Origin of the sequence: Streptomyces smyrnaeus (genome assembly GCF_017676345.1) — a bacterium.
GTDB lineage: Bacteria > Actinomycetota > Actinomycetes > Streptomycetales > Streptomycetaceae > Streptomyces > Streptomyces smyrnaeus.
The window spans coordinates 61,337-86,082 of the sequence record NZ_JAFFZM010000003.1; the positions used below are offsets into that span (position 1 = coordinate 61,337).

At 72.9% G+C, this 24,746-nt stretch carries 27 protein-coding genes; 17 read left to right on the top strand and 10 right to left on the bottom strand.

Annotated features, from left to right (window positions below):
* The first annotated feature begins 57 nt into the window (after positions 1-57).
* The 3 genes from JW613_RS06390 to JW613_RS06400 all read left to right on the top strand — a co-directional run bounded on the left by JW613_RS06390 (position 58) and on the right by JW613_RS06400 (position 2,990).
* Positions 58-1,089 (top strand): ABC transporter ATP-binding protein, encoded by a 1,032-nt coding sequence (locus JW613_RS06390; protein WP_209209988.1) that lies wholly within the window; start codon positions 58-60, stop codon positions 1,087-1,089.
* Between the two features lie 169 nt (positions 1,090-1,258).
* The gene (locus JW613_RS06395; protein WP_245225172.1) at positions 1,259-2,191 is read left to right on the top strand and encodes an ABC transporter permease; all 933 of its coding nucleotides are present in this window, start codon (positions 1,259-1,261) and stop codon (positions 2,189-2,191) included.
* 112 nt (positions 2,192-2,303) lie between these two features.
* Positions 2,304-2,990, top strand: coding sequence for a hypothetical protein (locus tag JW613_RS06400; protein ID WP_209209726.1), 687 nt, complete (start codon positions 2,304-2,306; stop codon positions 2,988-2,990).
* A 29-nt stretch (positions 2,991-3,019) separates the two neighbouring features.
* On the opposite strand, the gene ybaK is transcribed toward JW613_RS06400, so the two are convergent.
* From ybaK to JW613_RS06415, 3 genes are all read right to left on the bottom strand, one after another.
* Positions 3,020-3,517: a Cys-tRNA(Pro) deacylase gene (gene ybaK, locus JW613_RS06405; RefSeq protein WP_209209727.1), complete on the bottom strand. Its 498-nt coding sequence runs from the start codon at positions 3,515-3,517 to the stop codon at positions 3,020-3,022.
* 22 nt (positions 3,518-3,539) lie between these two features.
* The gene (locus tag JW613_RS06410) at positions 3,540-4,355 is read right to left on the bottom strand and encodes an LON peptidase substrate-binding domain-containing protein (RefSeq protein WP_209209728.1); all 816 of its coding nucleotides are present in this window, start codon (positions 4,353-4,355) and stop codon (positions 3,540-3,542) included.
* A 105-nt stretch (positions 4,356-4,460) separates the two neighbouring features.
* Positions 4,461-6,113 (bottom strand): oxidoreductase, encoded by a 1,653-nt coding sequence (locus tag JW613_RS06415; protein WP_209209729.1) that lies wholly within the window; start codon positions 6,111-6,113, stop codon positions 4,461-4,463.
* 209 nt (positions 6,114-6,322) lie between these two features.
* Here JW613_RS06415 and hisD point away from each other — a divergent pair, with 209 nt between their 5' ends.
* Genes hisD through hisF form a run of 8 tightly spaced genes read left to right on the top strand, consistent with a single transcriptional unit; the run spans position 6,323 to position 12,195 of the window.
* A complete protein-coding gene (gene hisD, locus JW613_RS06420) occupies positions 6,323-7,693 on the top strand; it encodes a histidinol dehydrogenase (protein ID WP_372447912.1) in 1,371 nt (456 codons plus the stop codon).
* A complete protein-coding gene (locus JW613_RS06425) occupies positions 7,690-8,832 on the top strand; it encodes a histidinol-phosphate transaminase (protein ID WP_209209730.1) in 1,143 nt (380 codons plus the stop codon). The genes hisD and JW613_RS06425 overlap by 4 nt, the downstream gene beginning before the upstream one ends.
* The gene (hisB, locus tag JW613_RS06430) at positions 8,832-9,422 is read left to right on the top strand and encodes an imidazoleglycerol-phosphate dehydratase HisB (protein WP_099879829.1); all 591 of its coding nucleotides are present in this window, start codon (positions 8,832-8,834) and stop codon (positions 9,420-9,422) included. The genes JW613_RS06425 and hisB overlap by 1 nt, the downstream gene beginning before the upstream one ends.
* Positions 9,419-9,583 (top strand): CG2302 family histidine operon protein, encoded by a 165-nt coding sequence (locus JW613_RS06435; RefSeq protein ID WP_173869221.1) that lies wholly within the window; start codon positions 9,419-9,421, stop codon positions 9,581-9,583. Before hisB ends, JW613_RS06435 begins: the two co-directional genes overlap by 4 nt.
* Complete coding sequence (hisH, locus tag JW613_RS06440) at positions 9,583-10,233, top strand: imidazole glycerol phosphate synthase subunit HisH (protein ID WP_209209731.1); 651 nt, start codon at positions 9,583-9,585, stop codon at positions 10,231-10,233. Before JW613_RS06435 ends, hisH begins: the two co-directional genes overlap by 1 nt.
* A gap of 56 nt (positions 10,234-10,289) precedes the next feature.
* Complete coding sequence (gene priA / locus JW613_RS06445; protein ID WP_372447914.1) at positions 10,290-11,015, top strand: bifunctional 1-(5-phosphoribosyl)-5-((5-phosphoribosylamino)methylideneamino)imidazole-4-carboxamide isomerase/phosphoribosylanthranilate isomerase PriA; 726 nt, start codon at positions 10,290-10,292, stop codon at positions 11,013-11,015.
* Positions 11,015-11,440, top strand: a complete 426-nt coding sequence (locus JW613_RS06450) for a Rid family hydrolase (RefSeq protein ID WP_185016612.1) — start codon at positions 11,015-11,017, stop codon at positions 11,438-11,440. The genes priA and JW613_RS06450 overlap by 1 nt, the downstream gene beginning before the upstream one ends.
* Positions 11,437-12,195 carry an imidazole glycerol phosphate synthase subunit HisF gene (gene hisF / locus JW613_RS06455; protein ID WP_209209733.1) on the top strand — a complete coding sequence of 253 codons (759 nt, stop codon included), beginning with the start codon at positions 11,437-11,439 and terminating at the stop codon, positions 12,193-12,195. Before JW613_RS06450 ends, hisF begins: the two co-directional genes overlap by 4 nt.
* A gap of 85 nt (positions 12,196-12,280) precedes the next feature.
* On the opposite strand, the gene JW613_RS06460 is transcribed toward hisF, so the two are convergent.
* Genes JW613_RS06460 through JW613_RS06480 form a run of 5 tightly spaced genes read right to left on the bottom strand, consistent with a single transcriptional unit; the run spans position 12,281 to position 17,775 of the window.
* Positions 12,281-13,012, bottom strand: a complete 732-nt coding sequence (locus JW613_RS06460; RefSeq protein ID WP_209209734.1) for a class I SAM-dependent methyltransferase — start codon at positions 13,010-13,012, stop codon at positions 12,281-12,283.
* 50 nt (positions 13,013-13,062) lie between these two features.
* The gene (locus tag JW613_RS06465) at positions 13,063-14,226 is read right to left on the bottom strand and encodes a pentapeptide repeat-containing protein (protein ID WP_209209735.1); all 1,164 of its coding nucleotides are present in this window, start codon (positions 14,224-14,226) and stop codon (positions 13,063-13,065) included.
* Positions 14,227-14,283: 57 nt separating this feature from the next.
* Positions 14,284-15,024: a succinate dehydrogenase/fumarate reductase iron-sulfur subunit gene (locus JW613_RS06470; RefSeq protein ID WP_209209736.1), complete on the bottom strand. Its 741-nt coding sequence runs from the start codon at positions 15,022-15,024 to the stop codon at positions 14,284-14,286.
* Positions 15,021-17,027: a fumarate reductase/succinate dehydrogenase flavoprotein subunit gene (locus JW613_RS06475; RefSeq protein WP_209209737.1), complete on the bottom strand. Its 2,007-nt coding sequence runs from the start codon at positions 17,025-17,027 to the stop codon at positions 15,021-15,023. Before JW613_RS06475 ends, JW613_RS06470 begins: the two co-directional genes overlap by 4 nt.
* A 1-nt stretch (position 17,028) precedes the next feature.
* Complete coding sequence (locus tag JW613_RS06480) at positions 17,029-17,775, bottom strand: succinate dehydrogenase cytochrome b subunit (RefSeq protein WP_209209738.1); 747 nt, start codon at positions 17,773-17,775, stop codon at positions 17,029-17,031.
* A 96-nt stretch (positions 17,776-17,871) separates the two neighbouring features.
* Between JW613_RS06480 and JW613_RS06485 the strand changes: the two genes are divergently transcribed.
* A complete protein-coding gene (locus JW613_RS06485) occupies positions 17,872-18,759 on the top strand; it encodes a LysR family transcriptional regulator (RefSeq protein WP_209209739.1) in 888 nt (295 codons plus the stop codon).
* Between the two features lie 224 nt (positions 18,760-18,983).
* On the opposite strand, the gene JW613_RS06490 is transcribed toward JW613_RS06485, so the two are convergent.
* Entirely contained in the window at positions 18,984-20,204 is a 1,221-nt protein-coding gene (locus JW613_RS06490) for a serine hydrolase domain-containing protein (protein WP_209209740.1), read from the bottom strand.
* A 142-nt stretch (positions 20,205-20,346) separates the two neighbouring features.
* Positions 20,347-20,979 carry a TIGR03085 family metal-binding protein gene (locus tag JW613_RS06495; RefSeq protein WP_209209741.1) on the bottom strand — a complete coding sequence of 211 codons (633 nt, stop codon included), beginning with the start codon at positions 20,977-20,979 and terminating at the stop codon, positions 20,347-20,349.
* Between the two features lie 144 nt (positions 20,980-21,123).
* Here JW613_RS06495 and hisI point away from each other — a divergent pair, with 144 nt between their 5' ends.
* The 5 genes from hisI (at position 21,124) to JW613_RS06520 (ending at position 24,720) form a co-directional block, all read left to right on the top strand.
* Complete coding sequence (gene hisI, locus JW613_RS06500; RefSeq protein WP_099879797.1) at positions 21,124-21,483, top strand: phosphoribosyl-AMP cyclohydrolase; 360 nt, start codon at positions 21,124-21,126, stop codon at positions 21,481-21,483.
* Positions 21,484-21,494: 11 nt separating this feature from the next.
* A complete protein-coding gene (locus tag JW613_RS06505) occupies positions 21,495-23,015 on the top strand; it encodes an anthranilate synthase component I (protein WP_209209742.1) in 1,521 nt (506 codons plus the stop codon).
* Positions 23,016-23,068: 53 nt separating this feature from the next.
* Positions 23,069-23,743: a TIGR02234 family membrane protein gene (locus tag JW613_RS06510; RefSeq protein WP_372447922.1), complete on the top strand. Its 675-nt coding sequence runs from the start codon at positions 23,069-23,071 to the stop codon at positions 23,741-23,743.
* Between the two features lie 255 nt (positions 23,744-23,998).
* Entirely contained in the window at positions 23,999-24,277 is a 279-nt protein-coding gene (locus JW613_RS06515; RefSeq protein WP_099879793.1) for an HGxxPAAW family protein, read from the top strand.
* Positions 24,278-24,300: 23 nt separating this feature from the next.
* Positions 24,301-24,720 (top strand): DUF2752 domain-containing protein, encoded by a 420-nt coding sequence (locus tag JW613_RS06520; protein WP_307865814.1) that lies wholly within the window; start codon positions 24,301-24,303, stop codon positions 24,718-24,720.
* Positions 24,721-24,746: the final 26 nt, after the last annotated feature.

The window sequence follows — 24,746 nt, forward strand, 5'->3', positions numbered from 1 at the left end:
GCGGCGGAACCCGGACGCGTACCCTCATAGGTCGTGAGAACGGGCACTCGGCAGGCGGTGGACACCTCGGTGGCAAACGGAACGACGCCGAGCCGGGCCGCCGTGCGCGTCGAGGACCTGGTCAAGACCTACCCTCCGGTGCGGGCCCGGCGCGGCACGCCGGCGACCCCCGCCGTCCGTGCCACCGACGGCATCTGCCTGCAGGTGCGGCAGGGCGAGATCTTCGGACTGCTGGGCCCCAACGGTGCGGGCAAGTCCACCCTGGTACGGCAGCTCACCGGCCTGCTGCGGCCCGACGCCGGAGTGGTCGAGGTGCTCGGCCACGACTTGGTGCGCCACCCCGAGCGGGCCGCCCGGCTGCTGGCCTACCTCGGTCAGGAGTCGAGCGCGCTGGACGAGCTGACGGTGTCGCTGGCCGCGGAGACGACCGCGCGGCTGCGCGGGATGGCGACCGCGGCGGCCCGTGTCGCGCGGGACGAGGTACTGGCCGAGCTGGGGCTGACCCGGCTGGCGGCGCGGCCGTTGAAGAAGCTCTCCGGCGGCCAGCGGCGGCTGGCGTGTGTGGCGGCGGCGCTGGTGGGGGACCGGCCGCTGCTGGTGCTGGACGAGCCGACCACCGGTATGGACCCGCACGCGCGGCGCGCGGTGTGGGCGGCCGTCGACCGGCGCCGCGCCGAGCGCGGGGTGACCGTACTGCTCGTCACCCACAATGTGATCGAGGCCGAGACCGTGCTGGACCGGGTCGCCGTGCTGGACCGGGGCCGGGTGATCGCCTGCGACACGCCGGGCGGGCTGAAGGCCGCCGTCGGCGAGGAGGTGCGGCTGGAGCTGGTGTGGCGCGAGCGGGCGCCGGTGGAGTTGCCGCACGTCGCCGCGCTCGCCGCCGCCGCCGTCGTCACCGGCCGTCGCTGGACGCTGCGGCTGCCGCCCGAGGCGGCACGCGAGGCGGTGGCGCTGGTCACCACGGGCGAGGCGTTCGAGGCGCTCGACGACTTCCGGCTCGCCACCCCGAGCCTGGAGGACGTCTATGTGGCGCTCGGCGGCCGCGCCGCGGGGGAGGACGGTGCCGAGGGCTTGGTCAAAGCGTGAGCGCGGACGCGGGACGACGGCGTGGCCGACGGTGCCTCCCGGCCGGTGGCCCGGAAGGACGAGGCGCGATGATGCGGCACAGGATCCGCACGCCCGGCGTGCGGTATGTGAGGGGCAGGCTCGGGTGAGGACGACGGTGAAGAGCCGTACGCGGACCGACGGCGATGTGATGGCCCACGGTGTCGCGGGCGTCGTGGGCGGCCGCACGGGTGCCGAGGCGGGTGCCGGTACGAGTGTCGACGAGGGCACCGGTACGGGCGCCGACGAGGGCGCCGGTACGGACGGCGGAGCGGAACCCGTGGGGGAGGCGGCCGACTCCGGTGACCAGGAGGCCGGTCAGGACACGGGGGCGCCACTGGCGCCGCGGGCGCGGATGTGGCCGGCGCTGGCTGCCGTCTACCGGGCGCAGCTGTCCCGGGCGCGGGTGGCGCGGATTCCGCTGCTTTTCGTCGCGACGTTCCAGTCGCTGGGCATCATGGTCCTGATGCGCGGCGTGGTGGACGGCGGCGCGGAGGCGCGGGCGGTGGTCGCCGGGTCCAGTGTGCTGGTCGTCGCCTTCGTCGCCCTCAACCTGCTGGCGCAGTACTTCGGCCAGCTCCGCGCCGGCGGGGGCCTCGACCACTACGCCACCCTCCCGGTACCGGCCGCCTCCGTGGTGCTGGGCGCCGCCGCAGCCTACGCGTCCTTCACCGTGCCCGGCGTCGTGGTGACGGCCGTGACGGGCAGCGTGCTCTTCCAGCTGCCGCTGGGCGGGCTGTGGGTGCTGGTGGCCGTCGTCCCGCTCGCCGGAGCCGCGCTCGCCGGGCTGGGAGCCGCACTGGGACTGCTCGCCCCGCGACCCGAACTGGCCACCCTGGGCGGTCAGCTGGGGATGTCGGCGGCACTGCTGCTGGGGGTGCTGCCCGCGGGCGGGCTGCCACTGGTGGTCCGGTGGGCGCGGGATCTGCTGCCGTCCACCTACGGTGTGGAGGCCTTCGCCCGCACCTTCGAGCCGCACCCGGACTGGGCACGCGTCGTGACCGATCTGGGCGTGTGCGCCGCCGTCGGGGTACTCTCGCTCGCCGTCGCCACCCGCGCCTACCGGTGGGCCGCCACCCGCTGACTCCGCGCGGCGGGTGTCGGTGCTCCGCGCGGGCGCACGCCGGTGCTTCGGGCGGGCGCGCGCCGAGCGGGCCGGGGCCGGGCGCACGGGGCGGGCCTGGCACGATGGCGGGGTGACCGTACCGACGCCCTCCTCCCACAACCCGGATCCCTCCCACCCCTCCGCGCCCCAGGCCGGACCGGGTGACCAGCCCGGCGCCGCCGCGTCGGCCCCGCCCCCGGCGCCGCCGCACGCGGTGAGCGCGGGCTACGGCGGCGAGGGCGGACCGCTCGTCCGCCGTGAGTTGCGGGACGCCGCCGTGTGTGCGGCGGCCGTCGCCGTCGCCGGGGTGCTGCTGGGCCTGCTGTGGCTGTGGCTGGCGCCCCGGGTGCCGCTGTACTCGAGCGGGAAGCTGGTGCTGTTCAAACACCCCGAGGGCGAGGAGGCCATCGCGGCGGAGGGCATCTTCGCCCTGCTCGGTCTGGGGTTCGGCCTGGTGACGGGCGTCGCCGTCTTCCTGGCCCGCAGGAGCGGGGGCGTCGGCCTCGTCGTCGGCCTCGGTGTGGGCGGGCTGCTGGGCTCCTTGCTGGCCTGGCGCACCGGCGTGTGGCTCGGCCCCGAGACGGACCTGTCCGCGGCGGCGCGGGCCGCGGGTCAGGGCGCCACTTTCGACGCTCCGCTGGAGCTGCACGCCTACGGGGTGCTGCTCGCCTGGCCCTTCGCGGCCGTCCTCGTCCACCTGCTGGCCACGGCCTTCTTCGGCCCCCGCGACGACGCGCCGGGCGCGGTTGTCGCCGCCCCGCAGCGATGGGAGAGCTGACCGCTTGCGGGTAGGGGTGCCCCTTGCGGTCAGGGCCGGGCCACCGGAGCCACCACCGCGCCGGTCAGTTCGGCGAGGTCCGAGGGGGCGAGCTCGATCTCCAGGCCGCGGCGCCCGGCGGAGACGAAAACCGCGGCATACTCCTCGGCGGAGGCGTCCAGCACCGTGGGCAGCCGTTTGCGCTGCCCCAGCGGGGAGATGCCGCCGCGTACATAGCCCGTCGTACGCTCGGCCGCTGCCGGGTCGGCCATGGCGGCGCGTTTGCCGCCCACCGCCGCCGCCAGGGCCTTGAGGTCCAGCGAGGCGGAGACCGGGACGACGGCGACCGTCAGCGCCCCGTCGACGTCGGCCACCAGCGTCTTGAAGACCTGCTCGGGCGGCACCCCCATGGCCTCGGCGGCCTCCTCGCCGTAGGAGGGGGCCGCCGGATCGTGCTGGTAGGCGTGCGTCTCGAACACGATGCCCGCCTCGGTGGCCGCGACGATCGCGGGCGTCGCCGACCCCTGCCGCTTGTTCTTCTTCCCCATGTCCTCCGCCCCCGGACGGGTCTCAGTTCTGGCTGGTCGGGTTCCGCGTCAGTTCCGCCGCGGGCAGCGACGGCAGCTTGCCGATGACGGCCGTCTCCCGGCGCAGCAGCTTCAGCTCGTCGGCGAGCCGGGTCGCGGTGTCCGGCGCCTGGAGCAGCCGCTGCTTGGCCGGGGTGTCCAGCACCGTGGCCGCCGCGACCAGGTACGAGACGACCGAGGGGTCGTCCGGCAGGTCCTGCTCCTGCCCGGCCGCCAGGGTCCGCTCACGGGCGCTGGCCAGCCGCTTCTGGTACGCGCGGAAGGCACGCAGCACTCCGGAGGCGAGCGCGCCGGCCTCGTCGCCCTCCTCCTCGGGCAGCTCCTCGATCTCGCCGGTGAGATACGGCCCGGAGGCGTCCACCGAGAGCAGCCGGAACCGGGTGGTACCGGTCGCCAGCACCTCGTAACCGGTGGTGCTGGTGCGCGGGTCGGCACCCGGAGCCGCCTCCTCGGGCTCGTCCGCCGCGTCCGGGGCGCCCAGGCCCGCGACGCGCTCGCGGATGGTGGACGCGTCGGCGATGCAGCCGACCGTGTAGAACGACTTGATCGGGTCGGGGCCGAAGCCTGCCGTCGGGTCGGTGCCCGGCGGCGGCGCCGAGTCGGGCATGCCGGTGGCCGCGGGCGCGACCTCGCGGCCGTCCCGGATGGCGACGACGCCGAAGCGGCGCGGCGCGTCCTCGGGCAGCGCGAGCAGGTCCCGCATCAGCGCGCGGTACCGCGGCTCGAAGATGTTCAGCGGCAGCACCAGCCCCGGGAACAGCACCGAGTTGAGCGGGAAGAGCGGAAGCGCGGTTGTCACAACCGGTAAGCCTAAAGCCTCCGGCGCCCACCGCGCGGCCCGGTGCGCCTTACGGATCTACCCGGGGCCGGGGCCGCGCCGCTCCCGGGGCACCGGCCCCGGCAACTACTGCCGGCGCAGCAGCCGGGTGGCGCCCGCGGCCACCGTCGTCGCCAGCACCCAGCCGGCCATGATCATGCCCGCGGCGATCCACTGATAGCCGCCGCCCGGGTCCCACGCCGTGTCCTGTCCGAAGGTGATCACGGGCAGCAGCAGGTCCAGCGCGTACAGGGCGGCGTTCCAGTGCGGTGCCTCGTCGCCCTTGAGGGCGGGCGGCCGGTGGGCCTGGAACAGCATCGCCCCGGTCAGCCACAGCAGCGCCATCCACAGCGCGGCCTGCCCCGGCCGGTAGCCGTACGCCACCGTCCAGTCCTGCAGGACGCCCCACAGCTTGCCGGGCAGCGGGAGCGTCTCGCGGCGGCGGCGCTGCTTGGCCAGCAGCACGAGGCGCGCGTTGGTGTCCTCGCCGCTGTTCCGGTACATCGCCGCCAGCTGCTCGTACGGCTCCGGCGCGTACTCCGCGGTCGCCGCGTTGATCCACTGGAGCCGTTCGCGGACGTTGAAGTGCCCCTCCTTGGGGATGGCGTGCTGGTAGGTGAAGCCCGCCATCCACAGCCGGTGGTCGCCCGGCCAGCTGGAGGCGCGGTCCATCAGCTTCTCCACACTCGCCCCGGACAGCACGACCAGGCCCCGCTCGGGCAGCTGCGGGGTGAAGGTCAGCTCCGGCGTGGTGATGCGGCGCAGCGACAGCTCCTGGTCGCGCTGCATCTCCAGCCGGGCGTTCTCGATCACCAGCGAGGAGCCGAACCGACCGTCGTCCAGCACCACGCCGCCGGTGCACTGGAAGTGCTTGGTGCGATGGGGGTCCCACCCCGACCGGGTGAAGCCGGGAGCCTGGGGGAAGGTGCCCTGCTGGGAGCCGTAGCGGATACCGGTCGGCGGTGTGATGCCGTACATCTGCGGGGCGCTGCCGCGCCCGGCGTCGGCGAAGCTGGCCACCTGCTCGACCGTCATCTGCGGCGCGTACAGCGCGAAGCGCCCGCGCGGGTTGCGCAGCACCGAGCCGAACATGTGCAGCGAACTGCCGACGGAGGCACCGCGCAGGCTGACCTGCCCGTCGGTGACCAGCAGGCTGGCCTGGAGCTCCTGGGAGACGTTGACGCCGTCCGCCGCGATGGCGCGGGTCCGCCGGCCGCTGCCCACGGTCGCCTCGTTGAGCAGCAGATCGGTGCCGATCGTGGCGTCCGTGAGTTTGATGCCTTCGGGGATGCTGCACCTGGGCAGGTGCAGATCGCCCTCGGTGGTGAGCCGGGCCGCCTCCAGGCGGGGGAGGTAGCAGTCGACGAACCGCGCGGTGTTCACGCGGGCCTCCGGCATCCGCACCTCGTCCTCGAAGCGGCACTGCCGCAGCTCGAAGAACGGCTCCACGGCGCCGCCCGACAGATCCAGGCAGCCCGTCACGAACGCGCCGGTCAGATGCAGCGAGGCGACCCTGCCCAGCAGCGGCGGCGGCCCGTGCAGCAGCAGCAGCGCGATCACCCGGGCACGCACCGTGCGCTCCGGGCCCCAGGGGTGGTCCCCGTTGGGGTCGTCGAGCTCGGCCTCGCCGTGGCGCAGATCGTGCTCGGTTCCGTTGCGGAACGCCTGCCAGAGCCCCCACTCCGCAGTCGTCAGCTGCAGCCCCGGCGGCGGCTCGCCCGAGTCCGCTGGCTCGCTCACGCGGTCTCCCCCTCTTGATCACTCGGTCTCTCGCGTTCGCCCGTCTTCCGCGGCGCAGGCCGCGCGGTGTTCGAACGTGGTGGTCGTACCGCTCCCTTTCCCGCTCCGTGACCGGATGAACGCGGGAGGCGACGATCGTCGTCTGTGGCCTGTATCAGCCTCTGATACGGGCGGCCGGGGCACGCCGAGGGTCTGAGAGACTTGAGTGTGTGATCTCCCGAATCGATCTGCGTGGCGCCGCACTCCCCTCCGGCCTCCCGGCGGAGGGCACCCCTTTGGCCTCCGGCCCGGTGAGCGGCGCGCTCGACCGTGACCTGCTGCCCCGTGCCGAGCTCGACGTCGAGGCCGCCCTGGAGAAGGTGCGGCCCATCTGCGACGACGTACGGCATCGTGGCGCGGCCGCGGTGATCGAGTACACGGAGAAGTTCGACGGGGTGCGCCTGGAGCGCACCCGGGTGCCGGCCGAGGCGCTCCGCGAGGCCCTGGAGGAGCTGGACCCGACCGTCCGCGCGGCCCTGGAGGAGTCCGTCCGGCGCGCCCGGATCGTCCACCGCGACCAGCGGCGCACCGACTCCACCGTGCAGGTGGTGCCCGGCGGCACCGTCACCGAGCGTTGGGTGCCGGTGGAGCGCGTGGGGCTGTACGTACCGGGCGGGCGCGCCGTCTACCCGTCGTCCGTGGTGATGAATGTGGTGCCCGCGCAGGAGGCGGGCGTCGGCTCGCTGGCCGTGGCCTCACCCGCGCAGCGCGAGTTCGCCGGCCTGCCGCACCCCACCATCCTCGCCGCCTGCGCCCTGCTGGGCGTCGAGGAGGTCTACGCGGTGGGCGGCGCCCAGGCCGTGGCGATGTTCGCCCACGGCACCGAGGAGTGCGCCCCGGCCCAGCTGGTGACCGGCCCCGGCAACATCTATGTGGCCGCCGCCAAGCGGTTGCTCAAGGGCGTCATCGGCATCGACTCCGAGGCGGGCCCGACCGAGATCGCGATCCTCGCCGACGACACCGCGGACGCGGCCCACGTCGCTTCCGACCTGATCTCCCAGGCCGAGCACGACGTGGTGGCCGCCGCGGTGCTGGTCACCCCCTCCGAGGCGCTGGCCGAGGCGGTCGAGGGCGAGCTGAAGACGCAGGTGCCCGCCACCAGGCACAGCGAACGCATCGCCGAGGCGCTGGCCGGGCGGCAGTCGGGCATCGTCCTGGTCGACTCCCTCGAAGCCGGCCTGGCCGTCGTCAACGGCTACGCCGCCGAGCACCTGGAGATCCAGACGGCCGACGCCGCGGCCTGGGCGGCGCGGGTACGCAACGCGGGCGCGATCTTCGTCGGCCCGTACGCTCCCGTCTCGCTCGGCGACTACGCCGCGGGCTCCAACCATGTGCTGCCCACCGGCGGCTGCGCCTGCCACTCCTCGGGCCTGTCGGTCCAGTCCTTCCTGCGCGGTATCCACGTCGTGGACTACACCCGGGACGCGTTGGCCGAGGTCACCCACCATGTCGTCGCCCTGGCGGAGGCGGAGGACCTGCCCGCACACGGCGCGGCACTCAAGGCAAGGTTCGACTGGAAGGTTCCGGAGAGCGGCTCGTGACCGGCATTGACGATCTCCCCATCCGGGACGAGCTGCGCGGCAAGTCCCCCTACGGCGCGCCGCAGCTGGACGTCCCCGTACGGCTGAACACCAACGAGAACCCCTATCCGCTCCCCGAGGAGCTGGTGGCGCGGATCGCCGAGCGGGTCACCGAGGCCGCGCGCGGGCTGAACCGCTACCCGGACCGGGACGCGGTCGAACTGCGCACCGAGCTCGCCCGCTATCTGTCCCGCACGGCGGGCCACACCGTCGACCACCGGCAGGTGTGGGCGGCCAACGGCTCCAACGAGGTGCTCCAGCAGCTCCTCCAGGCGTTCGGCGGGCCAGGGCGTACGGCCCTTGGCTTCGAGCCCTCGTACTCGATGCACGCGCTGATCGCCCGCGGCACCGGCACCGGCTGGCTGTCGGGTCCGCGCAACGACGACTTCACCATCGACACCGAGGCCGCCGTCGCCGCCATCGCCGAGCACAAGCCGGACGTCGTGTTCGTCTGCTCGCCCAACAACCCGACCGGCACCGCCGTCACCGAGGAGACGGTGCTGGCGCTGTACGAGGCCGCGCAGGCGGCCCGGTCGGACCGTCATGAACACGGGGCGCTGGTGGTGGTGGACGAGGCGTACGGCGAGTTCTCGCACCACCCCTCGCTGCTGCCGCTGATCGAGGGCCGTGACACGCTGGTGCTCTCGCGCACCATGTCCAAGGCGTTCGGCGCCGCCGGGCTGCGGCTCGGCTATCTGGCCGCGGCGCCCGCCGTGGTGGACGCCGTCCAGCTGGTGCGGCTGCCCTACCACCTGTCGGCGGTCACCCAGGCCACGGCGCTGGCCGCGCTGGAGCACACCGACACCCTGCTCGGCTACGTGGAGCAGCTGAAGACCGAACGCGACCGGCTGGTGACCGAGCTGCGGGCCATCGGCTGCCAGGTCACCGCCTCGGACGCCAACTTCGTACAGTTCGGCCGCTTCGACGGCGCGGCCGGATCGCACGCCGTGTGGGAGGCGCTGCTGGCCCACGGCGTACTGGTCCGGGACAACGGGGTCCCCGGCTGGCTGCGGGTGACGGCGGGCACGCCGGAGGAGAACGACGCGTTCCTCGACGCGGTGCGAGCCGTGACGAAGGAACTGAAGGAGAAGAGCGACTGATGACGCGCAAGGGCCGGGTGGAGCGCACCACCAAGGAGACCTCTGTCGTGGTCGAGATCGACCTCGACGGCAAGGGCGATGTGGACGTCTCCACGGGCGTGGGCTTCTACGACCACATGCTCGACCAGCTCGGCCGGCACGGCCTGTTCGACCTCACGGTCAAGACCGAGGGCGATCTGCACATCGACAGCCACCACACCATCGAGGACACCTCGCTGGCGCTGGGCGCCGCCTTCAAGCAGGCCCTCGGCGACAAGCGCGGCATCGTCCGGTTCGCCAACGCCTCGGTGCCGCTGGACGAGTCGCTCGCCCAGGTGACCGTGGACCTGTCGGGACGCCCCTACCTGGTGCACACCGAGCCCGAGTCCATGGCGCCGATGATCGGCAGCTACGACACGACGATGACCCGGCACATCCTGGAGTCCTTCGTCGCCCAGGCCCAGATCGCCCTGCACGTCCACGTACCGTACGGGCGCAACGCGCACCACATCGTGGAGTGCCAGTTCAAGGCGCTGGCCCGCGCCCTGCGCTACGCCAGCGAGAGGGACCCGCGGCAGACCGGTATCCCCTCCACCAAGGGCGCCCTGTGACGGGGCTGGCGGCGCTGCTGATCTTCGTGGGGCTGTTCCTGGCCGGCGGGGCGATCTCCTTCTGGAAGCAGCAGCTGCCCAAGGGTGTGATCGTGCTGCTCTCGCTCGCCTCGGCCATGTGCCTGGTGGCGGGAATCCTGCGGTTGGACTGGTGGTCGTGATGAGCAACTCCAAGAGCGTGGTGGTCTTCGACTACGGCTTCGGCAACGTGCGCTCGGCCGAGCGTGCACTGGAGCGGGCCGGAGCCGAGGTCGAGATCACCCGCGACTACGACAAGGCGATGGCCGCCGACGGCCTCCTCGTCCCCGGAGTGGGGGCGTTCGCCGCCTGCATGGCAGGGCTGGTCGAAGCGCGCGGCCACTGGGTGATCGGGCGGCGGCTGGCCGGCGGCCGGCCCGTCATGGGCATCTGCGTCGGTATGCAGATCCTCTTCTCCCGGGGCATCGAGCACGGCGAGGAGGCCGAGGGCATGGACGAGTGGCCCGGCACCGTCGGCCCGCTCGCCACCGACGCGGCGCACCCGGTCCCGCACATGGGCTGGAACACCGTGGCGGCGCCGGACGACTCGCGGTTGTTCGCCGGTGTGCCCGCCGACGAGCGCTACTACTTCGTACACTCCTACGCCGTGCACGACTGGGAGCTCCAGGCCACCAACCCGGCCCTCGCGCCGCCGGTGGTGAGCTGGACGACGCACGCCGGGCGCTTCGTCGCCGCCGTGGAGAACGGGCCGCTGTGGGCCACCCAGTTCCACCCCGAGAAGTCCGGCGACGCCGGAGCACAGTTGCTGAGAAACTGGATCGAAACCCTGTGAGCCCTGTGAGCCCCGTGAGTCCCGTAAGTCCTCAGAGCCGAAAGAGCGTGACCGCCGTGAGCAACCGGCTTGAGCTGCTGCCCGCCGTAGACGTCCGCGACGGGCAGGCCGTCCGCCTGGTACACGGCGAGTCCGGCTCCGAGACCTCCTACGGCGACCCGCTGGAGGCCGCGCTGGCCTGGCAGCGGGCCGGAGCCGAGTGGCTGCACCTGGTCGACCTGGACGCCGCGTTCGGCACCGGTGACAACCGGGAGCAGATCGCCCAGGTGGCGCGCGCGATGGACATCAAGGTCGAGCTGTCCGGCGGCATCCGCGACGACGCCTCGCTCAAGGCGGCTCTGGCCACCGGCTGCCGCCGGGTCAACCTGGGTACGGCCGCGCTGGAGGCCCCCGAGTGGGTCGCCAAGGTCATCGCCGAGCACGGCGACAAGATCGCCGTCGGCCTCGATGTACGCGGCACCACGCTGCGCGGCCGCGGCTGGACCCGGGACGGCGGCGATCTGTACGAGACGCTGGCCCGCCTCGACTCCGAGGGCTGCGCCCGCTACGTCGTCACCGACATCGCCAAGGACGGCACCCTCAAGGGCCCCAACCTGGAGCTGCTGCGCAACGTGTGCGCCGTCACCGACCGGCCGGTGATCGCCAGCGGCGGGGTCTCCTCCCTCGACGACCTGCGGGCCATCGCGGGACTGGTCGGCGAAGGTGTCGAAGGGGCGATCGTGGGAAAGGCCCTCTACGCCAAGGCGTTCACCCTTGAAGAGGCGTTGGAGGCGGTTGCCTGATGGGATCGATACACCGGATCGCGTCCGATGCTCCGTGGGAGGAGCCCTTCGGCTACTCCCGCGCGGTGGAGCTGCCCAACGGCCTGGTGCTGGTGGCCGGCTGCACCTCGGTCGTGGACGGCGTGATCACCGAAGGGGGTCCGTACGAGCAGGCCATCACCGCGTTCGGCGTCGGGCTGGACGCGCTGAAGAGCCTCGGGCTGGGCGCCGACAGCGTGGTGCGCACCCGTATGTTCCTCGCCCATGCGCGGGACGTGGAAGAGGTGGGCCGCGCCCACAAGGAGCTGTTCGGCGAGGTCCGGCCGGTCTCCTCCATGATCATCGTTTCCGGGTTCGCCGACCCCAGCCTGGTGGTCGAGGTCGAGATGGAGGCGTACCGGGACCAGCAAGGTACACAGGGCACCCAAGGAGCACACCCCGCATGACCCTCGCGGTCCGAGTCATCCCCTGCCTGGACGTGGACGGCGGCCGGGTCGTCAAGGGCGTCAACTTCCAGAACCTGCGCGACGCCGGCGACCCGGTCGAGATGGCCAAGGTCTACGACGCCGAGGGCGCCGACGAGCTGACGTTCCTGGACATCACGGCCTCCTCCGGCGACCGCGAGACCACCTACGACGTGGTGCGGCGCACCGCCGAGCAGGTGTTCATCCCGCTGACCGTCGGCGGCGGGGTGCGCACTGCTGAGGACGTGGACAAGCTGCTGCGCGCCGGGGCCGACAAGGTGGGCGTCAACACCGCGGCCATCGCCCGTCCCGAGCTGATCCGGGAGATCGCCGAACGCTTCGGGCGCCAGGTGCTGGTGCTGTCCGTCGACGCCCGCCGCCGCGCCGGAGGCGAGGGATTCGAGGTCACCACGCACGGCGGGCGCCGCGGCACCGACCTCGACGCCGTCGAGTGGGCCCACCGCGCCGCCGAACTGGGCGCCGGCGAGATCCTGCTCAACTCCATGGACGCGGACGGCACCAAGGACGGCTACGACACGGAGATGATCGCCGCCGTCCGCAAGCACGTCACCGTCCCGGTGATCGCCTCCGGCGGCGCCGGACGCCTCGACCACTTCCTGCCGGCCATCGGAGCGGGTGCCGACGCCGTACTGGCCGCCTCCGTCTTCCACTTCGGCGATCTGCGGATCGGCGAGGTGAAGGACACCCTGCGCGACGCGGGCCACCCGGTGCGCTGAGGCCCGCCACCTGATCGCCGGGATCGCGCCGCTTGCCAGCGCCCGACCGGGTGCGGCCCGCGCTGCCGCGCGGGCCGCCGTGCGGTCAGCGCTTCGTCGCCACGACCAGGCGGCAGCGCGGTGAGCCGTCGTTCCGGTGGCCCAGTTGCGGGAGGGGCCGCAGGGCTACGTCGAAGCCGGTCCGCCGCAGGTCGTCGCGGACGTCGGCCAGCGGCCAGGTGCGGTAGTACATGACGAACGGCGGCCGCCACACTGCGTTGCGCACCCGCATCGCCGCGTCGAACGCCAGCAGCGACCAGTAGGCCGCCGTCCCCGGGCGCGGTGGCGCCGCCATCGGGAACGCGAACGTGCCGCCGTCCCGGAGCACCTCGTGTACCTCCTCGAACAGGTAGGGGCGTTCGGACGGCAGGAAGTGGCCGAACGCGCCGAAGCTGACCACCAGGTCGAAGGCGGCCCGGCGGAAGGGCAGCGCGTGCGCGTTGGCCCGCACCCGGTACGGGGCCGGGGGCCGGGGGGCCGCGAAGGCCGGTTCGGCCTCGGCCAGCATGCCCGCGCTGAAGTCGACGCCCACGGCGCGGTCCGTGCACACCTCGCCGAGCACCCGCAGGCCCGCTCCGGTGCCGCAGCACAGGTCGAGCCCGTCGCCGAAGGGACCGCCGCCGGTCCTGAGCGCTGCCGCCGTCGCCTCCAGCACCGGGTCGGGGGTGCGGTAGTGGGTGTGATCGAACTTCGGTGCCAGCAGGTCGTAGCCCCGCTGCACGGAGGAGAGCGCCTGGCGGGCGAGTTCGGGCAGAGTGGGCCGCTGGCTGGTCGTCACGCCACCACTGTATGGCCGGTTCCCGGTGGAGTCCGGTACCGGGCTCCTGGTCACGGCAGGGAGCGCAGCGGCGGGTGCTGGGTCGTGATCCCCGGCGGCTGCAGCAGGGGCGGCGGTTCGGGACCGGGGTCCTCGGCGGCCACCACGCCGGTGGCCGTGTGGTCGAAGCCGGCGGGCCAGCGCGTACGGTCGCTGACCAGGGCACCCGTCAACCGTGCCCGGTCCAGGTCGGCCGTGCTCAGGTCGGTGCCACGCAGATCGGCCAGGCGCAGGTCGGCGCCGCGGAAGGCGGCACCCTTGGCGTCGGCCTTGCGCAGGTTCGCCTCGCGCAGATCGGCCTCGGACAAGTCGGCGTCGCGCAGGTCGGTCTCGACCAGCCGCGCGCCCCGCAGATCGGCCGAGACGCAGCGTGCCCTGCGCAGGATCGCGGTCTGCAGGTCGCCGTGCCGCAGGTTGACGGAGGTGAGCGACGCCTGGGTCAGATCGGCGTGGTAGAGGCCGGCGGCCTCCATACAGGCGCCGTCGAGGTTGACCTCGGGCAGTACCAGCCCGTCGCCGTCGGCCCGGCGCAGATCGGTGCGGCTGAGGTTGACCCAGCTCTGCTCGCGGTACTGGCACAGCGAGCCGAGACCGGTCAGCGCCACCTGGGCGTCGGGGACCCGGGTCTCCAGCGGGGCGATGTCGTTGATGGGCGTGTCCGCCGCCGGCGCTTCCGGCCCGCCGGGCGGCCACGGCAGATGCGAACGCAGATAGGCGGCCTGGATGGAGATGACGGCCTCGCGGTCGCGGGGCGAGTGCTCCGCTATCCGCCACAGCGCGTGGAAGCCGCCGATGCGCACATCCAGTGTGTCGCTGCCGAGCTGGTCGACCGCCCGGCTGAACCGGTCGGTGATGTACCCCTCCTGGGTGAGGCGCAGGCCCTCCTGGCTGACCCGCAGCTGCCGCCAGGTCGCGTACGCGCCGATCAGCACCACCAGGCCGCCGATCACCTGCAAAAGCGTGGTGCGGACATCGTTGACCGCCTTGAGCCGCTCGTGCGCGGCCACGTGTGTTCCGGCCAGATCGTGGTCGACCACCGCGCCGGGAACGACGACGAAGACCGCCCCCAGCACGGTCAGCCCCGCTGCTCCGGCGAGCAGCGCCACACCTGCCCGGGCCCTGACCAGCCGCTCACGCCACGGCCGCGGGCCGTGGCCCGCTCCCCCCGTCTCCATGGACCGGGAGCCTAGGACGTCCAGCGGAAATCGATCAAGGATGCCGGGGCGGGCGGCTCACCGCTTGGCGGCGGCCCGCAGGTACTCGCGGTTCATCGCGGCGATCGACGGCATCGGGATGCCCTTGGGGCAGGCCGTGGCGCACTCGCCCGTCAAGGTGCAGCCGCCGAAACCCTCGGCGTCCATCTGCTCGACCATGCCGAGCACCCGGGCCTCCCGCTCGGGCGCGCCCTGCGGCAGCACATTGAGGTGGTTGACCTTGGCGGAGGTGAACAGCATGGCCGCCCCGTTCGGGCAGGCGGCCACGCAGGCGCCGCAGCCGATGCACTCGGCGTGGACGAAGGCCGCGTCGGCGGCGGGCTTGGGCACCACCGTGGCGTGGGCCTCGGGCGCCGAGCCGGTGGGCGCCGTGATGTAGCCCCCGGCGCCGATCACCCGGTCGAACGCGGACCGGTCGACGACCAGGTCCCGTACGACGGGGAAGGCGGCAGCCCGCCACGGCTCGATGTCGATGGTGTCGCCGTCGGCGAAGTGCCGCATGTGCAGCTGGCAGGTGGTGGTGCGCTCGGGTCCGTGTGCCTGGCCGTTGATCACCATGCCGCAGGCGCCGCAGATGCCTTCGCGGCAGTCGTGGTCGAAGGCGACGGGTTCCTCACCCTGTTCGATCAGCGTCTCGTTGAGGGTGTCGAGCATCTCCAGGAACGACATGTCGGGGGAGATGTCCGTCACCTCGTAGGTGCGCATCTCGCCGTCCGCCGAGGCGTCCGGCTGGCGCCAGATCCGGAGGGTCAGGTTCATGTGTAGCTCCGCTGGGTGGGGTGGACGTACTCGAAGTGGAGGGCCTCCTTGTGCAGCACGGGGGCCTGGCCGACGCCGGTGAACTCCCAGGCGGCGGCGTAGCAGAACTCCTCGTCCTTGCGTACCGCCTCACCGTCCGCGGTGCGGGACTCCTCGCGGAAGTGGCCCCCGCACGACTCGGTGCGGTGCAGCGCGTCCAGGCACATCAGCTCGGCCAGCTCCAGGTGGTCGGCGACCCGGTTGGCCTTCTCCAGCGACTGGTTGAGCGCCTCGCCGGATCCGGGCACCCTGATCCGCTGCCAGAACTCGGCACGCAGTTCGGGGATGCGCTCCAGCGCCTTGCGCAGCCCCTCATCGGTGCGGGACATGCCGCACTCGTCCCACATCAGCTCGCCGAGTTCGCGGTGGAAGGAGTCGGGGGAGCGGTCGCCGTTGTTGGACAGCAGGGCGTAGAGGCGGTCGGTCACCGCGAACACCGCCTCGTGGACGGCCGGATGGTCGGGATCGACGTCCTGGTGCGGGTGGCGGGCCAGATAGTCGCCCAGCGTCGCCGGGAGGACGAAGTAGCCGTCGGCCAGTCCCTGCATCAGCGCCGAGGCGCCGAGCCGGTTGGCGCCGTGGTCGGAGAAGTTGGCCTCGCCGATGGCGAAGAGCCCGGGAACGGTGGTCATCAGGTCGTAGTCGACCCACAGCCCGCCCATCGTGTAGTGGATGGCCGGATAGATCCGCATGGGCCGGGTGTACGGGTCCTCGGCGGTGATCCGCGCGTACATCTCGAAGAGGTTGCCGTACTTCTCCTCCACGGCCGCTCGGCCCAGCCGGGCGATGGCGTCGGCGAAATCGAGATAGACGCCCTCCCGTCGCCCGCCACCGCCCTCAACCGAGGAGCCTTCGGCTCCGCCCCTCTGCCCGTGCCCCCTGGGGCCGACGCCGCGACCCTCGTCGCAGACGTTCTTCGCGGCGCGGGAGGCGATGTCGCGGGGGACGAGGTTGCCGAACGAGGGGTAGAGGCGCTCCAGGTAGTAGTCGCGCTCGTCCTCGGGGATGTCCTGCGGCGGGCGGTCGTCACCGGCCGCCTTGGGCACCCAGATCCGGCCGTCGTTGCGCAGCGACTCGCTCATCAGCGTCAGCTTCGACTGGTGGTCGCCGGAGCGCGGGATGCAGGTGGGGTGGATCTGGGTGAAGCAGGGGTTGGCGAAGTACGCGCCCCTGCGGTGTGCGCGCCAGACGGCCGTCGCGTTGGAGTTCTTGGCGTTGGTGGACAGATAGAAGACGTTGCCGTAGCCGCCGGTCGCCAGCACCACCGCGTCGGCGAAGTAGGTGTCGATCCGGCCGGTCAGCAGATCGCGGGCGACGATGCCGCGGGCCCGGCCGTCGACCACGATCAGATCCAGCATCTCGGTGCGGGCGTGCATCTCCACGTTGCCGGCCGCGATCTGCCGGGAGAGCGCCTGATAGGCGCCGAGCAGCAGCTGCTGCCCCGTCTGGCCGCGGGCGTAGAAGGTACGGGAGACCTGGACGCCGCCGAAGGAGCGGGTGTCCAGCAGCCCGCCGTACTCGCGGGCGAACGGCACGCCCTGCGCGACGCACTGGTCGATGATCTCGGTGGAGATCTCCGCCAGCCGGTGCACATTGGACTCGCGGGAGCGGAAGTCGCCGCCCTTGACGGTGTCGTAGAAGAGGCGGTGGACCGAGTCGCCGTCGTTGCGGTAGTTCTTCGCGGCGTTGATGCCGCCCTGTGCGGCGACGGAGTGGGCGCGGCGCGGGGAGTCCTGGTAGCAGAACTGGACGACGTGGTAGCCCGCCTCGGCGAGGGTGGCGCCCGCCGAGCCGCCGGCCAGCCCGGTGCCGACGACGATGACGGTGTACTTGCGGCGATTGGCGGGGTTGACCAGCTTGGCCTCGAAGCGGCGCTTGTTCCAGCGCTCGGCTATCGGCCCGTCGGGTGCCTTGGTGTCGGCGAGCGGCTCGCCGGTCCGGTGGTCCTGGTAGGGGGTGGTCATCTCAGCTCACGACTCCCGTCATGACACCGATCGGTACGGACAGGAAACCGGCGGTGATCACCACCGCGAGGAGGTTGCCACCGCCCTTGAGCAGGCGCGCGGCGCCGGGACGCGTCATGCCGAGGGTCTGTGCCGCGCTCCAGAAGCCGTGCCGGATGTGCAGTCCGACGGCGAGCATGGCGACGATGTAGATGACGTTCGCGTACCAGTTCTGGAAACCGGCGACGATGTTCTCGTAGGGGTGGCCCGCCTGGCCGCGCGGGTTGACGGTGCCGGTCGTCAGGTCGAGCACGTGCCAGACGATGAACAGCGCCAGGATGATCCCGCCCCAGCGCATGGTGCGCGTCGCATAACTGGACCGGCGCTGCTGGTGCCGGTACCGGACGGGGCGGGCGGCGATGCCGCGCCTGCTGAGCTGGTAGGCGCTGACCCCGTGCAGCACGACGGCCGCGAGCAGCACCGCACGGGCGATCCACAGGAACCAGCCGTGGCGCAGCAGCGGTTCGCCGAGGGTGCGCAGCCAGTGCGCGTAGCCGTTCATCTCCTCGGGGCCGAAGAAGACCTTCAGGTTCGCGAACATGTGGACGAGCAGATAGGCCAGCATGAGCAGTCCGCTGACCGCCATGACCGCCTTCTTGCCGATCGTCGAACCCCACAGGGTGCGCAGGAAGCCGCCCCGGGACCCCGGTGGTGAGCCGGCCGGCGGGCGGGTGCCGGGGGAGGTGGGAGTGCGCGTAGCCGTCGCCATGACCACGAAAGTAGGGACGGAACCCAGCATCAGTCCAAGACATAGTGCGGCTGCGCACGATAGGTGCCACCTATCGTGGAGCCGTATGCTTGCCGTATGCAGCTCCAGCAGCTCCGCTACTTCGTCGCCGTCGCCGACACCCGCCACTTCACCCGGGCCGCCCAGCGGGAGCACGTCGCCCAGCCCTCCCTCTCCCAGCAGATCCGCTCCCTGGAGCGGGAGCTGGGCGCGGAGCTCTTCCACCGGGCGCGCGGTCACATCTCGCTCACCGACGCGGGCGAGGCCCTGCTGCCGCTGGCCCGGCGGGTGCTGGCCGACACCGAGACGGCGCGTCGCGAAGTGCAGGAGGTCGCCCAGCTACGGCGCGGCCGGGTGCGGCTGGGGGCACCGCCGAGCCTGTGCGCCAGCCTGGTCCCCGATGTGCTGCGTGCCTTCCACGACCGGTACCCCGGTGTGGAGCTGGTCGTGCACGAGGACGGCTCCCAGGACCTGGTGCGGGTGCTGGCGGCGGGCGAACTGGACCTGGCACTGATCATCACCCCGCTCGCCGCGCAGGGGCCGGTGCTCACCACGGCCGAACTGCTCAGCGAGGAACTGGTCGTCGTCTCGTCCCCGGACGCGCCGGCGCCGGTGCGCCGCTCCCGCCTCGCGGTCGAGGACCTGCGCGACCGCCCGCTGGCGATGTTCCGGCGCGGCTACGACCTGCGCGAGCTGACCGTGGCCGCGTGCCGTGACGCGGGCTTCGAACCCGTCTTCGGGGTGGAGGGTGGCGAGATGGACGCCGTGCTCGGATTCGTCCGCGCGGGTCTCGGAGTGGCCGTCGTCCCCCGTATGGTCGCCGCCCGCTCCGGGCTGCGGATCACCCGCTTCGCGCCACCGGGACTGCACCGCACCATCTCGGTCGCCCACCGCGGCGACGTCTCCCCGACCCGCGCGGCCCGCGAACTCCAACACATCCTCGCGGAGCGGCTGTCGGAGGAGTAGCCGGAAGCCCCCGTCATGGCCCGCGACTTCGGCGCCGCCCGACGCCGGACCCGGTGCGTCACGCACTCGCGGGAGGCGGACCAGGGCACCGCTCGCCCTCTCGCGGACACTCTGCTGAGGTGTGCGAAACCAGTGACTGATCGTGTTCGGGGGCACGGCGGGAGCTGCACACCCCCTGAGTGTCGCGACCCATAAGGGGCGCCCCCGCCGGAACAGCGGGCGGCCTAGCGGAGCGTGGCGGCTTCGGCGATCCGTTGGGCCATGGGCGACTGGTCCGCGTCCAGTTGTAGGGGGGTGAACGACCAGACCAGTCGGCGCTGCTGGTCCCGGGTGGCGAACATGCCGGTGGCGTAGCCGTAGTACTGGCCCGTCTTGCCCCACAGGGTGACACCGTTCACCGTGGCGGTCTGGAGGCCGGTGCTGTAGCGCGCGGGGGTGCCGTCGATCATCCGTACGTGCGCGGGCGGCAGCGTGAACATCCTCCGCAGCTGCCGCTGGGGCAGCAGGGCGCCGGAGAAGAGCGCGGCCAGGAAGCGGTGCAGATCACCGGTGCTGGTGACGATCTCGCCGTCCGCGTAGGTGCTGGACATGTCGAACTCGGTGATGTCCGTGAGCGTGCCGTCGCTCATCTCCAGACAGCCGTGCATGTGCGGCCCGTGGATGCTCACCTCGTTGCCGTTGGCCGACGGGAAGGAGGTGTGGCCCAGCCGCAGCGGCCGCAGAATGCGGTTGCGGATCTCGACCCCGTACGGCCGCCCCGTCACCTGCTCGATCACCAGTGCGGCCAGCACATAGTTGATGCCGCGGTACTCCTGCTTGCTGCCGGGGCGGAACTTCAGCTCGCCGCCGGTGACCGTCGCCACGATCTGCTGCGGCGTCCACCGGTCGAACCGGTGCCGGACCACCGCCTCGGGGGTGCTCCTGTCCGGCAGACCGACGTGGTCGGGCAGTCCGCTGGTGTGGTCGAGGAGCTGCGCCACGGTGATCGCGCCGAAGCGCTCCGGCAGGAGGCCGGGGAGGTAGTGCCGTACGGGCGACTCCAGGCGCAGCCGCCCCTCGTCGGCGAGCTGGAGCGCCGCCGTGGCCACGAACGCCTTGGTGACGCTGCCGGCGCGCACCTTGTCGTTGAGCCCGACCGGACGCCCCGTCGCCGGGTCCGAGACCCCCGAGGTGCCGTACCAGCGGCCGGCCGACCCGGTGACCCGCAGCTGGGCGCCGGAGGCACGGGGGTGCGCCAGATCGTCGATGGCCGCGCGCAGCGCTCCCGCGTCGGGCGGCGGCAGCCGGTGGCCGGAGCCGGTGTCCCGGCTGTCGGCCGCGGCGACCGGTACCGGAGTGCCGACAGCGGCGAGCGCCGCGCCGGAGGCCACCCCGGCGAGCAGGGACCTGCGGGAGGGGCGCCGGGCGGTGGACAGGCGGCTGCGGGAGAGCGACGAGGAAGTCATGGCTCCACCTTCGCGGCCCGGCGCCCGCGCTCCATCCGGGAACACCCTGACCCGCCCCCGTACCCGTGGCCGTGACCCCTGGGGGTGGGCTCAGGGGCGCCGTTTCGGGGGCGCACTCCCGCCGGCGGCCACCGGCCCGGCCCTACAGACCGAGACCGGCCTGGTGGAGGCGGGCGACGGCGTCCTTGTCACCGTCCAGCTCCACATCGGCGTGCTCCTGTCGACCGGAGACGAACAACAGGAGCTCCGAGGGGGCGCCGACGGCGGTGACCACGGGCGTACCGCGCTTGGCGACGGCCGTCTGACCGTCGGGCCGCCGCAGCACCAGCCCGACCGGCGCCTTGCGGCCGTACATCCGGGCCGCCGTCTCCAGCCGGCGCCACAGCGCGTCCTCGAAGACGGGGTCGAGCTCCCGGGGCGACCAGTCCGGCTGGGCGCGGCGCACGTCCTCGGTGTGGATGAAGAACTCGACCGTGTTGGCGGCCTCGTCCACCTGCTTGAGTGCGAAGGGCGACAGGCGGGGCGGCCCGGTACGGATGAGCTGGACGAGTTCGTCGTACGGCTTGGCGGCGAATTCGCCCTGCACCCGCTCCAGCCGGGGTGCGAGCTGCTTGATCAGCAGGCCGCCCGCCGCGTCGCTGCGGCGCTCCCGCACGACGACGTGCGCGGCCAGGTCCCGGGCCGTCCACCCCTCGCACAGGGTGGGGGCCTCGGGGCCGTGCGTCTCCAAGAGGTCGGCGAGCAACAGGCGTTCACGCTTGGCATGGGTCGACATGCGTGCAAGCGTACGGCGCGGTCGGCCGTGTGGGGCGGCTGTGGGCGCCCGGGCAGGTACGGGGCGTGTCGGCCGCTGCCCCGCGTGGTGTGTCGGCCGCTACCGCGGCGACGCGCAGGCATCGGGGTGCGGGACAATGAAGCCATGTCCCAACAGATCCCTCTCGACCCTGCCGTCGCCGCCCGGCTCAAGCGCAACGCCGACGGGCTGGTGCCCGCCATCGCCCAGCAGTACGACACCGGCGAGGTGCTGATGCTGGGGTGGATGGACGACGAGGCGCTGCGCCGCACGCTCACCTCGGGGCGGGCCACCTACTGGAGCCGGAGCCGGGGCGAGTACTGGGTGAAGGGGGACACCTCGGGGCATGTGCAGTGGGTCAGGTCCGTGGCGCTCGACTGCGACGCGGACACCGTGCTGGTCAAGGTCGACCAGGTCGGCGCCGCCTGTCACACCGGCAGGCGGACCTGCTTCGACGCGGACGTACTGCTGCCCGCCGACCAGTAGGGTGAGGGGCCATGACGGCGCCTGACCTCGCAACCTTCCGGACGCTCGCCAAGGACCGGCGGGTCATCCCGGTGACCCGCCGCCTGCTGGCGGACGGCGACACCCCCATCGCCCTGTACCGCAAGCTCGCCGCGGAACGCCCCGGCACCTTCCTGTTGGAGTCGGCGGAGAACGGGCGGACCTGGTCGCGGTACTCCTTCATCGGGGTGCGCAGCGACGCCGCGCTCACCGTGGGCAGCGACGGCCAGGCGCACTGGCGGGGCACCCCACCGGTGGGGGTGCCCACCGACGGCGACCCGCTCGCCGCGCTCCGTGCCACCGTCGAGGTCCTGCATACCCCGCGGGACCTGCACCAGGGCGGCGATCTTCCGCCGTTCACCGGCGGCATGGTCGGCTACCTGGGGTACGACATCGTCCAGCGGCTGGAGAAGGTCGGCCACCATCCGGACACCGTGGACGACCTCGCGCTGCCCGAGCTGACGATGCTGCTCACCTCCGATCTGGCCGTCCTCGACCACCGCGACGGCACGGTGCTGCTCATCGCCAACGCGATCAACCACAACGACCTGGACACCGGCGTGGACGAGGCGCACGCGGACGCCGTACGGCGGCTGGACGCGATGGCCGCCGACCTGGCCCGCCCCGCGCCCGTCGACCCGGTGGCGCTGCCGCCCTCCGAACTGCCCGCCTTCGAGGCCAGATCGGGCGGGGGGACGTACCAGGGCTGGGTGGAGGACATCAAGGAGCGCATCCGCGGCGGGGAGGCGTTCCAGGTGGTGCCCTCGCAGCGGTTCGAGGCCCGCTGCGAGGCGAGCGCGCTGGACGTCTACCGGGTGCTGCGGGCCACCAACCCGAGCCCGTACATGTATCTGCTGCGCTTCGACGGTTTCGACATCGTCGGCTCCAGCCCGGAGGCGCTGGTCAAGGTCGAGGACGGCCGCGCGATGATGCACCCCATCGCCGGTACCCGGCCGCGGGGCGCCACCCCGGGCGAGGACACCGCGCTGGCCGAGGAGCTGCTGGCCGACCCGAAGGAGCGGGCCGAGCACCTGATGCTGGTCGACCTGGGCCGCAACGACCTGGGCCGGGTCTGCGAGCCGGGCAGCGTCGAGGTGGTCGACTTCATGTCCGTCGAGCGCTACAGCCATGTGATGCACATCGTCTCGACCGTCACCGGCCAACTGGACCAGGGGCGTACTGCGTTCGACGCGCTCACCGCCTGCTTCCCGGCCGGCACCCTCTCCGGAGCGCCCAAGCCGCGCGCGCTGCAGATCATCGAGGAGTTGGAGCCCACCAAGCGCGGGGTCTACGGCGGGTGTGTCGGATATCTCGACTTCGCGGGCGACTCCGACACCGCCATCGCGATCCGCACCGCGCTGCTGCGCGACGGGACGGCGTACGTCCAGGCGGGCGCCGGTGTCGTCGCCGACTCCGACCCCGCGGCCGAGGACACCGAGTGCGCCAACAAGGCCGCGGCGGTGCTGAGGGCGGTCCGGACCGCCGCGCGGCTCGCAGGTAGCGTGGAGGGGTGACTTCTTCAGCCCCCGCTCCGGACGCGAACGGTGCCGAGAACGGTGCCGAGGGGATACCGCACCCCACCTCGCACTCCGACGAAGCGGATGCGGTCCCCGACGCCGCGCGTGAGGGCCCCGCACGCTCACGCGCCGCGCGCACCGCACTGGCGGTCGCCCTGCTGTGCGGCGCGGTGGGCGCGGCCCTCGCGCTGGTCTCCGCAGGGCAGACATGGAGCGAGTCCACGGCCGAGTTCGCGCAGGGCGAGGTACCCGTCAGCGCCGAGGGCAGCGATGTGACCGGCCTGCCCAGCGCACTGGCACTGGTCGGCCTCGCCGCGCTCGTCGCCGTCTTCGCCGTGCGCCGCGCGGGCCGCCGTATGGTCGCCGGCCTGCTGAGCCTGTGCGGCGCCGTCGTCCTGGCCTCCGCGCTGCTGGGCGCGGACGACACCGGGGCGCTGAGTGCCGAGGCAGCCAAGACCAGCGGCCTGGCGCACAGCGGTATCGGCGCCGTCGACGTCACCGCCTGGCCGTACGTGTCGGCCGCGGGCGGTGCGCTGCTCCTCGTCGCGGGGCTGCTGGCGCTGCGCTACGGCAGCGGCTGGCCGTCGATGTCCGGCAGCGCCCGCTACGAGCGCACCCCGCTGCGGCAGCGTGCCGCCCGTCCGCAGCGCGTCGACCCCGACCGGCCCGAGGACCTGTGGAAGGCCCTGGACCGGGGCGAGGACCCCACCCACGGCACCGCCTGACCCCTTGCGCGGCGCACCCACTTCCCGCCGCACCCGTTTTCCGCCGCAGCGGCGAGGGGCCCGACGGCGCGGGTCGGCGGTGCCGGACCGGTGGGAAGGGGTGCGGCGGAAGGAAATGGGTGTGGCGGCAGAGGGAAGCGCGGTGGACACGGCCCGGTAGGGCGACCCCGTGGTAGCGCGCGGGCGCGGACGGGAGACAATGGGCCGCGTACGGGCCGGGTGGCCCCACCTCATGTTGTGACTCAAGGAGCATTCATGGCGCACAGCCACGGACACACCCCGGCCGCCTGGACCGGCTCGATCATCGCCTTCGTCGGTTTCTGCGTCGCCTCGGCCTTCACGGTCATGGCGCAGCCCATCGGCGTGATCGCAGGGCTGGTCGTCATCGGAGCGGGCGCTGTGATCGGCGGCATCATGCGGGCGGCGGGGCTCGGACAGTCGAAGTCCGCGGGTCTGACGGCCGAGCAGGCACGGGCCCACAAGCTGGCGCATCAACAGGCGCACCCGCAGACGCACAGCAAGGCGCACTCCTGAGCGACCGGCAGTACGCCGCGACAGTGCGGCACCGCCTCTTCGGCGCGGTGTCGCGCCTGGCCGCGCCCCTCGGCAGCCTCGCCGCGGTGGGCGCGGCCTTCGCCTATGTGGCCGCCGTCGATCCCAACGAGCCCGGCCACTACCCGGCCTGCCCCTTTTTGACCGTCACCGGCCTGTACTGCCCGGGGTGCGGTGGGCTGCGCAGCGCGCACGCCGTCGCCCATGGCGACCTGGGCGCCGCGCTGAGCGCGAACGCGCTCGCGGTCCTGCTCCTGGTCGGTCTCGCGGTGGGCTGGCTGCACTGGACCGGCCGCGCGGTGCGGGCCCGTGCGTACTCCTTCCCGGTACGTCTGCGGGCCTGGCACTGGTGGGCTGCGGGCGGGGCGCTGGTGGCCTTCACGGTTGTCCGGAATACGCCCCTCGGCACCGCGCTGATTCCCTGAGCGGCCCCGCCCGGACGACCGACGAG

Coding starts and splice junctions, on each gene's coding strand:
- JW613_RS06395 (WP_245225172.1), top strand. CDS start 1,259: ATGGCCCACGGTGTCGCGGGCGTCGTGGGCGGCCGCACGGGTGCCGAG.
- ybaK (WP_209209727.1), bottom strand. CDS start 3,517: ATGGGGAAGAAGAACAAGCGGCAGGGGTCGGCGACGCCCGCGATCGTC.
- hisB (WP_099879829.1), top strand. CDS start 8,832: ATGACGCGCAAGGGCCGGGTGGAGCGCACCACCAAGGAGACCTCTGTC.
- hisH (WP_209209731.1), top strand. CDS start 9,583: ATGAGCAACTCCAAGAGCGTGGTGGTCTTCGACTACGGCTTCGGCAAC.
- JW613_RS06450 (WP_185016612.1), top strand. CDS start 11,015: ATGGGATCGATACACCGGATCGCGTCCGATGCTCCGTGGGAGGAGCCC.
- hisF (WP_209209733.1), top strand. CDS start 11,437: ATGACCCTCGCGGTCCGAGTCATCCCCTGCCTGGACGTGGACGGCGGC.
- JW613_RS06465 (WP_209209735.1), bottom strand. CDS start 14,226: ATGGAGACGGGGGGAGCGGGCCACGGCCCGCGGCCGTGGCGTGAGCGG.
- JW613_RS06470 (WP_209209736.1), bottom strand. CDS start 15,024: ATGAACCTGACCCTCCGGATCTGGCGCCAGCCGGACGCCTCGGCGGAC.
- JW613_RS06475 (WP_209209737.1), bottom strand. CDS start 17,027: ATGACCACCCCCTACCAGGACCACCGGACCGGCGAGCCGCTCGCCGAC.
- JW613_RS06480 (WP_209209738.1), bottom strand. CDS start 17,775: ATGGCGACGGCTACGCGCACTCCCACCTCCCCCGGCACCCGCCCGCCG.
- JW613_RS06485 (WP_209209739.1), top strand. CDS start 17,872: ATGCAGCTCCAGCAGCTCCGCTACTTCGTCGCCGTCGCCGACACCCGC.
- JW613_RS06490 (WP_209209740.1), bottom strand. CDS start 20,204: ATGACTTCCTCGTCGCTCTCCCGCAGCCGCCTGTCCACCGCCCGGCGC.
- JW613_RS06495 (WP_209209741.1), bottom strand. CDS start 20,979: ATGTCGACCCATGCCAAGCGTGAACGCCTGTTGCTCGCCGACCTCTTG.
- hisI (WP_099879797.1), top strand. CDS start 21,124: ATGTCCCAACAGATCCCTCTCGACCCTGCCGTCGCCGCCCGGCTCAAG.
- JW613_RS06505 (WP_209209742.1), top strand. CDS start 21,495: ATGACGGCGCCTGACCTCGCAACCTTCCGGACGCTCGCCAAGGACCGG.
- JW613_RS06515 (WP_099879793.1), top strand. CDS start 23,999: ATGGCGCACAGCCACGGACACACCCCGGCCGCCTGGACCGGCTCGATC.